This is a genomic window from Ensifer sp. NM-2, from assembly GCF_003024455.1.
Taxonomy (GTDB): domain Bacteria; phylum Pseudomonadota; class Alphaproteobacteria; order Rhizobiales; family Rhizobiaceae; genus Ensifer; species Ensifer canadensis.
Genome location: NZ_PVZR01000003.1, coordinates 244,480 through 258,540, shown reverse-complemented (window position 1 = coordinate 258,540; position 14,061 = coordinate 244,480). Strand labels below are relative to the sequence as shown.

The 14,061-nt window shown below is 62.8% G+C and carries 15 protein-coding genes; 7 read left to right on the top strand and 8 right to left on the bottom strand.

The annotated features are described in order from the left end of the window. Positions 1-204: 204 nt before the first annotated feature. The 3 genes from C6558_RS08520 to C6558_RS08510 all read right to left on the bottom strand — a co-directional run bounded on the left by C6558_RS08520 (position 205) and on the right by C6558_RS08510 (position 3,195). Positions 205-1,419 (bottom strand): multidrug effflux MFS transporter, encoded by a 1,215-nt coding sequence (locus C6558_RS08520; RefSeq protein ID WP_025427632.1) that lies wholly within the window; start codon positions 1,417-1,419, stop codon positions 205-207. Between the two features lie 127 nt (positions 1,420-1,546). After that, complete coding sequence (locus C6558_RS08515; RefSeq protein ID WP_025427633.1) at positions 1,547-2,170, bottom strand: histidine phosphatase family protein; 624 nt, start codon at positions 2,168-2,170, stop codon at positions 1,547-1,549. A gap of 272 nt (positions 2,171-2,442) precedes the next feature. Beyond that, entirely contained in the window at positions 2,443-3,195 is a 753-nt protein-coding gene (locus C6558_RS08510; RefSeq protein ID WP_025427634.1) for a pyridoxine 5'-phosphate synthase, read from the bottom strand. Between the two features lie 457 nt (positions 3,196-3,652). On the opposite strand from C6558_RS08510, the gene C6558_RS08505 reads away from it, so the two are divergent. The 3 genes from C6558_RS08505 to C6558_RS08495 all read left to right on the top strand — a co-directional run bounded on the left by C6558_RS08505 (position 3,653) and on the right by C6558_RS08495 (position 6,742). Then, the gene (locus C6558_RS08505) at positions 3,653-4,765 is read left to right on the top strand and encodes a hypothetical protein (protein ID WP_025427635.1); all 1,113 of its coding nucleotides are present in this window, start codon (positions 3,653-3,655) and stop codon (positions 4,763-4,765) included. Positions 4,766-5,181: 416 nt separating this feature from the next. Beyond that, the gene (locus tag C6558_RS08500) at positions 5,182-5,862 is read left to right on the top strand and encodes a MerR family transcriptional regulator (RefSeq protein ID WP_025427636.1); all 681 of its coding nucleotides are present in this window, start codon (positions 5,182-5,184) and stop codon (positions 5,860-5,862) included. Positions 5,863-6,067: 205 nt separating this feature from the next. After that, positions 6,068-6,742, top strand: a complete 675-nt coding sequence (locus tag C6558_RS08495; protein ID WP_025427637.1) for a spermidine synthase — start codon at positions 6,068-6,070, stop codon at positions 6,740-6,742. Positions 6,743-6,823: 81 nt separating this feature from the next. Here the strand turns inward: C6558_RS08495 and C6558_RS08490 are convergent, their stop codons facing one another. Together C6558_RS08490 and C6558_RS08485 are read right to left on the bottom strand one after the other, a co-directional pair. After that, positions 6,824-7,183, bottom strand: coding sequence for a VOC family protein (locus tag C6558_RS08490; protein WP_025427638.1), 360 nt, complete (start codon positions 7,181-7,183; stop codon positions 6,824-6,826). Positions 7,184-7,222: 39 nt separating this feature from the next. Then, positions 7,223-8,350 (bottom strand): ATP-dependent RecD-like DNA helicase, encoded by a 1,128-nt coding sequence (locus C6558_RS08485; protein WP_025427639.1) that lies wholly within the window; start codon positions 8,348-8,350, stop codon positions 7,223-7,225. Between the two features lie 405 nt (positions 8,351-8,755). On the opposite strand from C6558_RS08485, the gene C6558_RS08480 reads away from it, so the two are divergent. The 4 genes from C6558_RS08480 (at position 8,756) to C6558_RS08465 (ending at position 11,719) form a co-directional block, all read left to right on the top strand. Next, the gene (locus C6558_RS08480) at positions 8,756-9,844 is read left to right on the top strand and encodes an AbrB family transcriptional regulator (protein WP_057211151.1); all 1,089 of its coding nucleotides are present in this window, start codon (positions 8,756-8,758) and stop codon (positions 9,842-9,844) included. Positions 9,845-9,985: 141 nt separating this feature from the next. Next, the gene (locus C6558_RS08475) at positions 9,986-10,357 is read left to right on the top strand and encodes a hypothetical protein (protein WP_025427641.1); all 372 of its coding nucleotides are present in this window, start codon (positions 9,986-9,988) and stop codon (positions 10,355-10,357) included. Then, entirely contained in the window at positions 10,341-10,895 is a 555-nt protein-coding gene (locus C6558_RS08470) for an RNA polymerase sigma factor (RefSeq protein ID WP_025427642.1), read from the top strand. Before C6558_RS08475 ends, C6558_RS08470 begins: the two co-directional genes overlap by 17 nt. After that, a complete protein-coding gene (locus C6558_RS08465; protein ID WP_025427643.1) occupies positions 10,892-11,719 on the top strand; it encodes an anti-sigma factor in 828 nt (275 codons plus the stop codon). The genes C6558_RS08470 and C6558_RS08465 overlap by 4 nt, the downstream gene beginning before the upstream one ends. Before the next feature lie 348 nt (positions 11,720-12,067). Here C6558_RS08465 and C6558_RS08460 read toward each other — a convergent pair whose 3' ends face one another. Genes C6558_RS08460 through nthA form a run of 3 tightly spaced genes read right to left on the bottom strand, consistent with a single transcriptional unit; the run spans position 12,068 to position 13,726 of the window. Beyond that, positions 12,068-12,457 carry a nitrile hydratase accessory protein gene (locus tag C6558_RS08460; RefSeq protein ID WP_371412247.1) on the bottom strand — a complete coding sequence of 130 codons (390 nt, stop codon included), beginning with the start codon at positions 12,455-12,457 and terminating at the stop codon, positions 12,068-12,070. After that, positions 12,426-13,085, bottom strand: coding sequence for a nitrile hydratase subunit beta (gene nthB / locus C6558_RS08455; protein ID WP_025427645.1), 660 nt, complete (start codon positions 13,083-13,085; stop codon positions 12,426-12,428). The genes C6558_RS08460 and nthB overlap by 32 nt, the downstream gene beginning before the upstream one ends. After that, complete coding sequence (nthA, locus tag C6558_RS08450) at positions 13,082-13,726, bottom strand: nitrile hydratase subunit alpha (protein WP_025427646.1); 645 nt, start codon at positions 13,724-13,726, stop codon at positions 13,082-13,084. Before nthA ends, nthB begins: the two co-directional genes overlap by 4 nt. Positions 13,727-14,061: the final 335 nt, after the last annotated feature.

Genomic DNA, 14,061 nt, shown 5'->3' with positions numbered 1-14,061 from the left:
GGTCTTTTGACCCGACAGACGTCGGGTCACTGGATCCCCGCCACAAGGGCGAGGATGAGAAGGACGGGATGTCTCTCGCATCAAACAGGGGATCTCGGTCGTTTGTCATCAGCCGGGCCGGCAAATGCCGGCTTTCGGTCCGCCAACACCCCATTGCTTCCAAGCTTTCCCCACGGCCTGCCCAATCTTCGCAGCCCTCTATCGTTATCGGACGGCCTCCACCGGCCCGACATCTCCCCGCACCGCGATCTCGGCCAGAACGAGAGCGCTGATGCCCGCGAGGAAGAAACCCGCCGACAGGTTCAGCGTCGTGCCGTTGTAAAAGGCGCCCAGACCGATGGCAAACAGGGTCGCGATCAGGCTCGATCCGGAGGCGATCAACGATGCGCCGAGGCCCGCAACCTGGCCAAGCGAGCGCATAGCCATGGCGTTCAGGTTGCCGAACAGCACCCCGACTGCAAAGAACGCCGCAAAGCCGAGCACCATCAGCACGGTCAGTGGCGGCCGTCCGCCCCAAAAAATGGATGCCGCCAGCATCATCAGTCCCGCCGTCGCCAGCCCGACAAAACCATAGCGTGCCATTGTCTCCGCCCCAAAGCGCTGCACAAGTTTTGCGTTGAGGAACGAAGCAAGCCCGATCCCTGTGGCCAGCATCGCAAAATACAATGGGAAGGTTTGTCCGATCCCATAGGCATCGAAGAAGAGATCGGCCGCCGTGCTGAGGTAAAGGAGCTGCGCACCGAAGACGAGCCCGGTCGCCACGATCAGCAGCGTCACGCGCCGATTTGACAGGATACGCCGCCCGTTCGACAGCAGAAGCCTCGGACGAAAGGGAATGCGTTTCCCGGCCGGCAATGTTTCCGGTTGCCGCATGACCAGCCACAACCCGAGAAGGCCTGCCACAGCGAGATAGACCACGAAGACGCTGCGCCAGCCGCCGACCGCGATGATACCCTGCGCCAACGTCGGAGCCAGCATCGGCACGAGAATGAAGAGCGTGAACATGAATGACATGACGCGGGCCATGGCATCGCCCTCGAACTGGTCGCGGATCATCGCCCGCGTGGCGATCTTCGGTCCGGAGACGCCGACCCCCTGAAGAAATCGGCCGAGAATCACCATTTCGAGTGAGCCTGCCACCATGGCGATGACCGTACCGAGCGCATAGACGCCAAGGCCCAGAACAAGCGCTTTCTTTCGTCCCATCGCGTCGGAGAGCGGGCCCAGCAGCAACTCTCCGAACGCCATGCCGAGGATGAAAAGCGATATGATGTGCTGGGTAGAGAGCGGCGGCGCAACGCCGACATCGGCCCCGATCTGACGCAAGCCCGGCAACAGCGCATCGATGCTGATGGAGGTTAGCGAGGTCAGAAGGGCATAGAGAGCGATACGCTCGCGGAAACTGGTGGGAGATGTCATTAGCCGCACACAAAGGAAAAGATAGGCTCGACCTATAGCAGTCAAGCCGCAGGTTTGCGCGCGCCAGTCGCAAGACTCGTTCGAGAAACTTTGCTCCTGAAAGTTCAGCGTCTCGGTTTCACGGCGCTCAGGAGTTCAGGTGGGAGGCATCCGCCAGGCTGATGACTGCCCGATTTCGGAAGAAATCGTCCTGGCGCAGATGCGTGATGCTCCCGGATTTTGCCGGGAAACTCAGGAAGCCCGAGGCATCGATCGGTATCTTCATCCACGCGGCAAGGACCAGCGTGAGTGTAAAGCCATGGGTCACGATGATCTGTGTCTCGCAAGGCCGCTCGACGATCGCGTTCACGCAAGGGTAGACACGGGCTGCCACGTCGCGCCGGGTTTCCGCGCCATCGATGCCGCAATGGTAATCGAGCCGGTTGTCGTCCGGCGCCGGGCTATACCGTGCGTCGAGCCACGCCTGGGGTTTGCCGCCCGCCACACCGTAGCTGATTTCCCTGAGATCGGCGGTCTCCGTCACCGGCCGCTGGAAGCGCTTTGCAATGGCAGCCGCCGTCTGCGATGCGCGGCGAAGATCCGAGCTATGGATCTCCACCTCGTTCCCGCCGATGAGGTCCAGCAGCTGCTCGGCAGTTGCCGCCGCGTCCTCGTGGCCGCGAGTTGTCAGGTCGGTGTCGTACCAGCCTCCCACCTTGTCCTCTTCGTGGTGGATGGATTGAGTGTGGGTGACGACGAAAATGTCTTTCATATCGGCAATCTCATGAATTTCGCCTCGTCGGTCCGGTTTTCGCGACACAGCAACTGCATGGCGCGCCTTAAATCGGAATCGATCGACGGAGAAAATTATGCAGAAATTTTAAAATGTTACAGCGCCGCGCGGCGCTGCAAGAGTGAACATTCCGCCATGCCAGCGCTTGCGGAATACGTCGCGAAACTCGCGACGTCCCCATGGGCTCCGCGCCCGCCTGCCGCTCTGAATGGCGCGCCCGTCAGGGACTGCGTCGCCTGCAAATGGTGGCTTCAAACCGTCTGGCCGCAGGCGCGGCGGAAGCGGCGCACGGTTTCGGCCATGCCATACTCCAGCGCATCTGCCGTCAGGCCATGGCCGATCGACACTTCGGCGAGGTTGGGGATGTGCCTGGCGAGCAGCGGCAGATTGGCGACTGTCAGGTCGTGCCCGGCATTGACCTCGAGCCCGAGGCTGGCGGCGATTTCCGCCGTGCGGCCGAGTTCGGCGGCAATCTTTTCCGCCTTCTCGGGGTCGTCATAGCAACCGCCATAGGGGCCGGTATAAAGCTCGATGCGGTCGGCACCCGTCTCCTTGGCAATGCGTAGCGCCTCGGTGTCCTCGTCGCCATCGGCAAACAGCGAAACGCGAAAGCCCTTTTTCTTCAGCCGACCAACGACGCTGCCGAGCAGGTTGTGGTTCTTGCGGAAGTCCCAGCCATGGTCTGAGGTCGCCTGCGCCGGATCGTCAGGTACCAGCGTCACCTGTTCCGGCTCGTGCGTTTCGACGAGGCGTAGAAACTCCTCGTTCGGGTAGCCTTCCATGTTGAACTCGGTCGCTGAGAATTCGTCGTCGATGAGATCGCGGATCGGCTGCAGATCGGAGAAGCGCACATGGCGCTGGTCGGGGCGCGGATGCACCGTCAGCCCGCTTGCGCCGGCTTCAAGAGCAATGCGGCCGAGCGCAGTGACGGACGGCCAGGGAAGATCGCGCCGGTTGCGCAGCATGGCAACGGCATTCAGATTCACGGACAGTTTTGCGGGCATGTCGGAACTTTCCAGAGGCGGGCAATGTCAATGCAATGTTCTACTGCATAATTGTAAAAACAGAAAACAGTTTGGACCAAGATTATGCAGCAATTCCAAAGAGTACGTTCGCCAGCGAAAGTCGGCTCCGGCGTCGCTTGTTTGCCGGCCATGCCTTGACGAAACCTTGACATTAGTGGGGCCTAACATGCAGTGCGTCCAGCAAGACCCATCAACCAAGGCAAAAACCGATGCGGATGTCGGCGATGCAAGGTCGCAAAAGACGCACCGCTACGTTCTGCCACAGGGGACGGTCGCAATTTTGAGTTTATTTCAGATAAATCTCAAATTTGGGGTCAAGCATCCTGACAACAGCTTTTTTTGAGCCTAAATTTCCGAATCATATCGAATTGCGGCAGATCTGCCCTTCGATCTCTTTCATAAAGTTTCGCGACGAATGAACCTGGAGCAACAATTGATGATGGCGGTCGAAAGACCCTGCGACGAGACGATACGGCAAAACCTTCGCCGTATCCTCGAGAGCAAGTCTTTCGCGCGTTCCGAACGCCTGCGCGCTTTTCTCGCCTATGTGGTCGAAAAGGAGATGATCGGCGAAGGCCCGCAATTGAAGGGCTATTCGATCGCCATCGACGTCTTCGACCGCCCTCAGGCGTTCAATGCCGACAGCGATCCGCTGGTGCGGGTGCATGCCGGCAAGCTGCGCAAATTGCTCAAGGCCTATTACGAGACCGATGGCGCCGAGGACGAATGGCATCTGGTCATTCCCAAGGGCACCTATGTACCGGAATACAGCCGCCGGCAGATCGATGCGGCCTGCCCCGCCGAGCCACAGACGCGCCAGCCGAAGCTGACGCGCAAGCGCCTCCCCGGCCAGAAGACGGCCTGGCCGCCGGCACCGTTGTCTTCGCCGCTGGCTGTGCTGTCGGTGCTGCCGCTTTTGTTGTTTGCGCCGCTGCCTTCACCGGAAATGACGATGGACATCGATGCGCAGGCGAAGCTCTTCAACGGCCGCCATTCGATCGAGCGCGTGCTGCCCTCCGTCAACGTCGCCATATCGGGAGACCAGAACGCCGACGTCAAAGCCTTCGCCGTCGCCCTTCGCGCCGCCGCTCAGCGCCACCGGACACTGGCGCGCGCCACCGACGGCGACGCCGGACGGCCGGTATCGCGCAATGCGGCGCTGTCGTTTTCGCTCGAGCTGACCTGGTACGACGCGCCTGCGGCCGGTGTGCGCGTTACGCTCAAGCATGATGGCGAAGGCGTGCCGCTGCGGCAGGATTTCATCACAAGCGAACGATTGAAGAGTGAGCCCGATCTGCTGTTTGAAAGCATGTCGCTGGCATCCGAACTGTTTTCCCTCGATGGCGAGATCTACACCCATGCGAGCGAAGAACAGATCCAGAGCCCGCTGATGGATTGCATGACGGCAACCGCCCAGTATCGCAAGCTGCTGACCCGCGGCAGCTTCGAAAGCGCCTGGTCCTGCCAGCAAAAACTGGCACCGCTGCGCGGCGACGAGCCGCTGTTCATCCTCAGCGCAAACAGCCCACTCCGGGTCATCGGCCACTGACGGAAAACCATGCTGCCTGCGTCCTAAGCGGCCCGCCAGCATGGCCCAAACCAGCACTTCCCCTGCAATATTCAGGACTATTCATATATGTGATTCGCGTATACGGTGTGGCCATGCGTTGGGAATTGGTGCCTGGTTGCTCGTCAGGCAAGCACAATTGTCAGCAGTAGCCGCGCCCTTCGCGGTGTGCCCCAGCCGAGCAGCAGTCGCTATCGTCGACCATCGACGGTTGCATTGGAGCGCGGATCGCTTCCGCTCCGGTCATACCGTGCGATCGCGACGAGTTCCTGATGCCTGCGGCATAATTCCGTAAATCGGCAGCGATATCGGGATCAATTATGCAGCAAATCGAAGCGTGACGGCTGCCTTCGCCCCCTTGAACAGGCGCGCGGCACTGTCAAACGGGGATCATCGATATGCCGCGAGACCACTGGAAGTACGAGGGCGCGCTGGCGGCGCCGGAGCGCACCGGCTACCTGCCCAGACTGCCGCTTCCCCATCACGATCCCTCAAGCCCGCTTGCAATCGCCGATATGGCCGATGCCTTCGGCGTCACCCACCGCACCCTGCATTTCTATGAGGAGAAGGGCCTGCTGACCGCCGCCCGCATGGGGCCGATGCGGGTCTATGGACCGGACCACATCCGCCGCATGGCCGTCATCAACGCCTGCCGTGAAATCGACATGCCGATCGCGGCCATCCAGGAACTGCTCGCTGGTCTTGCCGGCGCCGACGACCAGACAGAGGCCGACCGGCTGTTCAAGGAAGCGCTGTTGTCACGACGCCGGGAACTGGCGGCGCAACAATCCAACCTGCGGCGCCAGATGCAGCGCATCGCCGAACTGCTGGAAAACGAAGCTGAACAGGGCGAGGCCTCGTCCGATGACGCCGAAAACGTGCATCTCTCGCCGATCGAGAGCGAATGCCTCACATTCATGGCCGAAGGTTACCCGGCTGCACGCATCGCCCGGCTGATGGAGATGGATCTGGCCGCAGCGCTGACGCTCGAGGCCGGCATCATCCGCAAGTTCAACGCCCACAACCGCTTCCAGGCCATCGCCAAGGCGGTGCTATCAGGCATGATCGCCGCGGAATAACCAGGCGCGACGCTTCGCGCTATCGGACGTATCTAGCCGAGATCCCGCGCTGGTCACGGGGATGAAGCATCGCGGTGTCGAAATTCCCGTCGCCGAAAAGGGCATCGTGAGGGGGCAATTCTCCCTGGATCATCGACAATGTGATGTCTTCAGCGCCACGCTCATGTTACGAGGCGCTTGAACGATGCAATGAGAGACGACCCCGATGCTTCCCTGGATCCTGCTAGACCGCGCAACCATTCCCGGTGATGGCGACGAGTTGCGCCTGAAGAGCCGCGGCAGCGAATTTTCCATCATGCTCGGCTCGACGGAATTGATGAACAGCCGGCTGAGCGGATCGGAAGAGGCGCTGGCGACGCTGAGCTGTGAGCGGATTGCCTGCCGGAAGAATGCCCGCATGCTGATCGGCGGCCTCGGCATGGGGTTTACCTTGCGGGCCGCATTGGGCGCGCTGCCTGATGATGCCAGGGTGGTGGTCGCAGAGCTCGTGCCAGCTGTCGTCGAGTGGGCGCGCGGACCGATGGCGGATCTCCACCAAGGCACGCTCGACGATCCACGCGTCGACATCCATGTCGGCGATGTCGGCGCGCTGATCCGATCGAAGACCGCCGCTTACGATGCCATCCTGCTCGATGTCGACAATGGTCCGGATGGCTTGACGCGCGCCTCCAACGACAGCCTCTACAACCACACCGGCCTTCGCGCGGCCAAGGCTGCCCTGCGCCCAAACGGCGTGCTTGCCGTCTGGTCATCGGCGCCGGACAGCGCCTTTACGCGCCGCTTGCGCGAAGTCGGCTTTGCCACCGACGAGGTGAATGTGCGCGCCAACGGCAAGCGTGGTGGTGCCCGCCATGTCCTGTGGATGGCGACCAAGCGCTAGCAAAGAGCAGAAAGAGCGGCGCGCGCTTCAGATCCGGCCGCGGCGCGACGGAGCCAAGAAAAACGCCGCGCTATTCGACAGTCACCCGTTGCGAAAAGCGCGGCTTGAGACCGAGATCGGATCGTCGCACGGGTCCTTCGCGTTGGCGAAGACATAGCCATCGGCCTGATGGATGGCCCCAAACACCAGCCCTTCGGCAGCGCAGCGCTCGCAGAAGGCTTCGACGTCTCTCACGTCGAATACCAGCTTGACCAGCGACTGGCCGCGCCGCTGTCCCTTGGCCGCCGGGTGGATCATCAGGTTGGCCCCGCCTTCCCCGCAGATCAGCTCGATGATCCGGTCGCCCGCCTCGTCGCATGCTTGAAAGCCGAAGTGCTTCTCGTAGAAGCGGACGGTCGCCTCGACGTCTTGGGCGTAAATGATGATCCTGTTGATCGGCACTGAAATCTCCCTCGATCGAAGACTTAGGCCTGCCCGTCCTCAGCGAACGATCGTCAGGCGCTCGGCCGCACGGGTGATCGCGGTATAAAGCCAGCGCTCGCGGGTATCGCGAAACGCCCAGCTCTCGTCGAACAGCACGACATTGTTCCACTGCGAGCCCTGCGCCTTGTGCACCGTCAGCGCGTAGCCGAAGTCGAATTCGTCGTAGCGCTTGCGGGTCGACCAAGGAATTTCGCCCTCGACCTCTTCGAAGGCTGCCTTCAGCAGCTTGATCTTGGCGGCACCGCGATCCATGTCGTCGTCCTCAGGGCGGATCATCAGGTTGATGCCGGGCTTCACCGTTTCCTTCGACGAGCTCATGACCTGCCAGAGCGAGCCGTTGAGCAGGCCCTTGGCCGGGTCGTTGCGCAGGCAGACCAGCTTGTCGCCGGATTGCGGATATTCGCTGGTAAAGCCCTTGAGCTCGCGAAGCCGCTGGTTGTAGCGCCGCCGGGTCTTGTTGGTGCCGACCAGCACCTGGTCGGCCTCCAGCACCAGCTCCTGGTTGACCTGCCCGCGGCCGATCACCTGGGTGGTGCCGTAGTCGCCATGCATGATCTCGTTGCCTTCGCGCACCTGCATCGCCAGCCGGATGATCGGGTTGTCGCGGGCCTGGCGGTGAATGTCGGTCAGCAGATAGTCCGGATCCTGATTGGTGAAATAGCCGCCGCCGGTGACCGGCGGCAACTGGCCGGGGTCGCCGAGAACCAGGATCGGCGTGCCGAAGCTCATCAGGTCCTTGCCGAGCGCCTCGTCGACCATCGAACATTCGTCGACGATGATCAGCGCCGCCTTTGCGACCGGGCTTTGCCGGTTGATGGAAAACATCGGCGCGATCGAGGTCTTGCCGGTCTCCTCGTCGGAAACCTCCTCCTCGCCGCGCGGCCGGTAGATCAACGAGTGAATGGTCTTGGCGTTGCTGGCACCCTTGGAGCGCAGCACCTGGGCGGCCTTGCCGGTAAAGGCGGCAAACAGCACGTCGCCATCCACATGCTCGGCGAAATGGCGCGCAAGCGTCGTCTTGCCGGTGCCGGCATAACCGAACAGCCGAAAGAGCTGCGAGCGGCCCTCTTTCAGCCATTGTGAAACGGCCTTGAGGGCCTCGTCCTGTTGCGGAGCAAATTGCATGATCCGAAGTGTCAGGATTCGGGGTGCACAAGCAAGCCCGGATTTCGGGTCGTCGTATCCTGCCGGACGCCCGGCACCCGCGTTTGCAACGACCTCCATCGCGAAATCCCGCACCAGATCAAGGAGCTATCATCGATCTGCCGCGCGCCGGGCTGCCCAGCGCCGCGCCGCAATGGCGCAGGCGTGTCACATGACGGCACCCCCATCCAGTCGTTTCGGCCGCCCGCCCTATCCGCTGTGGCACTTTCTGGCCCTGTGGCCAGCCTGCCGCTTGAATGCCTGCGCGCAATGCTGCTAACGAGCGGTTGCGCGGCGGCGAACCGATCCCTGCATGGGCCAGCCCCGACAAACGGATCAGGCGGGCACGAACACGTCAACCGCCTGAGGCAATGCCGGAGAATGCCCTTGAAGCCCGACCAGCCCGCCACGCCCTCGTCTTCGGACCCTGTCGGCATCGGCCGCCTTGCGCCGACGCTGCAATGGCTGCTTCTCACGCTCGTCTCCGTGATCTTTGCGACAGTCCTCGAATTGGTCGGCATTCCCGCCGGGCTGTTGATGGGGCCGATGCTCGCGGCCGTGCTCTTCGGCATGAACGGCGGCACCATCCGCCTGCCCAAGCAGGTGTACTTCTGCGTGCAATTCATTCTTGCAATGATGATCGCCGGCGCGATGACGCCCGGCATGCTCGGCACCTTTTCCGGCAACTGGCCGCTGTTCCTCGGCGTCATTCTCTCCGTCATCGCCGTCAGCACGCTCTGCGGCTGGGTGATCACCCGCATGCGCATCCTGCCGGGCACGACGGCGATCTGGGGCTCGTCGGCGGGTGCCGCCTCCACCATGCTCTTGATGGCGGATGCCTATGGCGCCGATGCGCGCCTCGTCGCCTTCATGCAGTATCTGCGCGTCATCTTCGTCGCCAGCACCGCGACGATGGTCGCCCATCTCTGGGTGACCGGCGCGGAGGCCGAAACCGCAATCGTCTGGTTCGAGCCTGTCTCGATCCTGCCGTTCCTGGCAACGCTTGCCGTCGGGCTCGGCGCGGCCTTTGCCGGCCGGATGCTGCGCGTGCCGGCCGGCGCCTTCCTGCTGCCGTTCCTCGTCGGCGCCGTGCTCAATGTCAGCGGCGTCATGACCACCGAGCTGCCGCAATGGCTGCTGGCGCTCTGTTACGCCCTGCTCGGCTGGAACATCGGCCTTGGCTTCACCCGCTCGATCCTTGCCCACGCGCGCCGCGCACTGGTGCCGACGGTGATCTCAATCGTCGTCTTGATCTCGTTTTCCGGCCTGCTTGCCCTGCTGCTCATCAAGGTCGCCGACATCGACCCGCTGACGGCCTATCTCGCCACCAGCCCGGGCGGGCTCGATTCGATCGCGGTCATCGCCGCTTCGAGCAATGTCGACCTCTCCTTCGTCATGGCGCTGCAGTCCGCCCGTCTCATGATCATCACCATGATCGGCCCCGCGCTCGCCCGCTTCGTCGCCAACCGCGCCTGAAAGCGGTGCGGCTCGCCGGCACTTGAAAAAAGTGCGACGATGCAACAATTCCGGGAATAATCCCCGCCCTCCTCGTGTCTCATGTCAGGATCCGCGCGCCTGCGCACTCCGCTAGATTCAAGTTGAGGAAGGAAAGCTCCCATGAGAACGTTACCGCTCGCTATTGCCATTTCCCTTGTCGCCGGCGCCGCCTTTGCGGCACCTCCGGTCAAGACGGTCGAAACGGCAAAGGGCAATGTGCTCGCCGCCGCCAACGGCATGACGCTTTACACCTACAAGGACGACCATGGCGGCGTTTCCAGTTGCTATGACGCCTGCGCGAAGAACTGGCCGCCCTTCACGGTCGAAGGCGATGCCAAGGCGGAAGGAGCCTACACGGTCGTCGAACGCAAGGATGGAGCCAAGCAGTGGGCCAAGGACGGTATGCCGCTGTATTTCTTTATCAAGGACAAGAAGATGGGTGACATTACCGGGGATGGCTTGAAGGGCGAATGGGATGTCGTCAAGCCGTGATGGCGTGAATATGGATGCGGGGGCGAAAAGCCCCGCATCCGACCGGTTCGAGGAGGATGTGCTGGCGCTGATGCCGGCGCTCCGGCGCTATTCGCGCAGCCTTGTGCGCTCGGATCCTGATGGTGAAGATCTGCTGCAGGATTGTGTCGAGAAGGTTCTGGCGCGCCGCGCCCAGTGGCGCGGAGTCAACCTGCGTGCCTGGGCCTTCACCATCATGACCAATCTCAGCCGCAACCGGCACCGGCACACCGCGCTGCACCCGCAGGTCGAGCTCGACGACAACCTCGGCCTCCAGGCGGAAACCCAAGAGAGCGATCCGCTCGAACGCTCGCGGCTGGAACGGGCGCTGAACGGCCTTTCGGCGGAAAACCGCTCGGTGCTGATGCTCGTGGTGATTGAGGGATACCGATACCAGGATGTGGCCGACATGTTGGCCATTCCGATCGGCACGGTGATGTCCCGCCTGTCGCGGGCGCGTCACCAGCTTGCCGAAGCGATGAAGGACGACAACGTGATCAGCATGCGGAGACCGAAATGACGGACGAATTGAACACCGTCTCCGAAGACGACCTCAACGCCTATGTCGACGGCTTCCTGAGCGAGGCGGACCGGGCGCGGGTCGAGCAATGGCTCGAGCGCAACCCCGCGCGCGCCGAGGAGGTCCGCCAGTGGCAGGGCCAGGCAACCGAACTCCGCGCCATGTTTTCGACCTATGCCCGCAGTGACGAGCGCGACCGGGCGTTGCTCGCAGGTACGAGCAGCCGGGGCGCGGCCGTCGCTTCGCGCGATCGCTGGACTTTGCGCCTTGGCGGCCGCATCGCCGCCGGTCTCCTGCTCTTTGGCGCCGGCGCCCTCAGCGGACTTTATGCCCCGCATGTCCTCGCCCCCGAACGTTCAGAACAGGTTGCCCTGGTGACTGAGAGCTTGCCGCGGCAGGCGCAGTCAGCGTTTCTCATCTATGCAAGCGAGGTGCGCCACGCCGTCGAGGTCGGGCCGGACCAGCAGACCCACCTTGCCACCTGGCTCGGCAAGCGGCTCGATCATCCGCTCAACATTCCCGATCTGTCGAAACTCGGCTTTTCGCTCGTCGGCGGCAGGCTGCTACCGGTCAACGGCAAGGCGGGCGCGCTGTTCATGTATGAAGACCCGAGCGGCCAGCGGTTGACCGTGCTTCTCGGCCGCAACCCGGACAACCGCGAAACCAGCTTCCGCATCGACAGCAGCGGCGGCGTCGAAACCTTCTACTGGATCGACGGACCGATCGGCTATGCCGTCACCGGCGAAGTGCCGCGTACGCTTCTGCAACAGGTCGCCGACGAATGCTACCGCCAGTTCGAGAAGCCGGCAGCCGCCAAGAGTTGACGGCGTCAGAGACGACTGCAGCGCTGCCGCAACTGAAAGCGTTTCGAGGTTAAAACCGTCGCCATATCATAACGTTGGCTCAGTTTTCGAAGCATCGATTCACGTTACGTGATGTTCCGTGGAGATGGCCCCTCATCCGGCCTGCCGGCCACCTTCTCCCCGCACGCGGGGAGAAGGAAACTTGTGGCTCGCGGCCACTCCACGTCAGCCATTCGCTGCCGAGGTGCTCGTCAACGACAGATGCCAGGTGGCAACGCTATTGTCGTCCACGTCCCCTCTCCCCGCCCGCGGGGAGAGGGCTAGGGTGAGGGGCAAACCCGCTCGCGTCCCATGAGATATGACAGACCGCTACCGCAGCGGGTCGTTCTCGATCAGGATCGGATGCCCATGCGGCGTCGCCTCGGCCGCGCGCTGCCAGCTCTTCGTCAAGGTTTCCAGCTGCCCGCTGGAGGTGATCGAAAGCTCGGTGACGAGCCGCGACAGCGCCGCCACCCAGCAATCGAAATAGTCGCTGGCATCCGCCTTGCGGCCGGGCTTGTAGAGTTCGGCGGAAAGCGCCTCGGCCCATTCGTTCCAGGAAAAGACGCCCTTTTCGTGCAGTCTCACCGTCATGGCAAAGGCAGACGCCTGCCACAGCTCGGCGAAGACGGGATCGCCCTCGGGCGATTTCGGCAGCTCGGCGGAGGCGGCAAGCGGCGATGTCGTCTTACAGGTGCTCAAGGTAGCTCTCCCAGGCATCGATCGACACCGTCAATGTCGGGTCGGCGCCCTCGCCCCAGATCTCAGCCCCGTCAAACACCACTGTATAGAGCCACTGCGCGCTCTCGCCGCGGCCATGGGCGTTATCATCGGGAAAGACGAAGGAACCCTGCACCGCCTCGATCGTGCCGAGCTTGGCGCGGGCATAGCGCGGCAGCCGCGTATGGGTCGTCGGGTTGAAATTTTTGGTGCGCACCTGTTCGCCGACGACGAAGCGCGGGCGCGTTTCGACCAGCCGGTCGCAAGAGCCGCCCTTGGCAAGCACCGCCGGCACCATGTCGGCCTTCAGCACGCGCTTGGGCTCGGCTCCTTTCTCGAGCATTTGGCCGCCGTCGAGTTCGGCCTGGGTCACGAAACCGTGGCGCTTCAGCAGCGTCTCCAGCGCCCGCGTCCAGATCTCGTAATAGCTCGCCGAGAGATAGGTGGCAGGCGGCAGGTTTTCACGCGCATGCCGGCTCTCGTCGATGGTCCAGGCGCCGAAGGCGCCGCAGGAAAGCGTCACGCCGAGCGCCCGTTTTTCCCATTCGGCGTGAAAATAGGGTTCGTTGGTCTCGGGCGCGACCGGACCCATTCCATGCTGCCCGCCGAGATCGTGCGGCCCGTTCATCGCAGCGCCTCGGTGACAAGCGCAAGCCCGGTACCGATCATGGAATCGCGGGTCACCAAATCGGCAAGCTCTTCCTCGCGGAGCCCCTCTGTCCCCACCGGCCGCTCCGGCACGACGAGATAACGCAGCTCCGCCGTCGAATCCCAGACGCGAATGCGCCTGTCCTCGGGGAGCATCAGCCCGAATTCCGCCAGCACCCCGCGCGGATCGATGACCGCGCGCGAGCGATAGGGCGGCGCCTTGTACCAGACCGGCGGCAGGCCGAGCACCGACCAGGGATAACAGGAGCAGAGCGTGCAGACGACGAGGTTGTGGGTGTCGGCCGTATTGAACACGGCGCGCATGTGCTCGCCCTGCCGGCCGGTATAGCCGAGGCTGGCGATCGCCGCCGTTGCGTCGCCCTTCAGCCAGTCGGCAAATTCGGCGTCGGTCCAGGCCTTGGCAACGACGCGGGCGCCGTTTCGCGGGCCGATCTTGGTCTCGTAGGTCTCGACGATGGCATCGATCGCCGCCGGATCGATCAGGCCCTTCTCCGTCAACACCGTTTCCAACGCCTTTACCCGCGCCTCCATATCGGTGAAATGGTTGTCGTGGTGATGGTCGTGATCATGGTGATCGTGACCATGATGGTGTTCGGACATTGCCTGGCTCCTCGCAGCACGGCGCCTCGCGGCTGCGCAGATGGCGCCGCTGCCTCCCTGAGGCAATAGTCGTAGCGAATAAACGCCGATTTCGAAATCGATTTTACCAGCGGCCGTGGACCGGAATTGTCACCGTAACAAGTCCGGTTCGACGCGGTTTGCCATCGCTGTCAAAACGGCCCGTTTGATTGCAAGCAATCATCAGGAAACGGCGAAGGCACGATTGCACACCACCTCCGTCACAAGTCTGAAGTTGCGCTAAGGTCTTAGCAAGCGGGGTGATTCGACGCCACGACGCCTTGTGGGCGGAAGGCGGAGGACGGAGCATTGGGGGA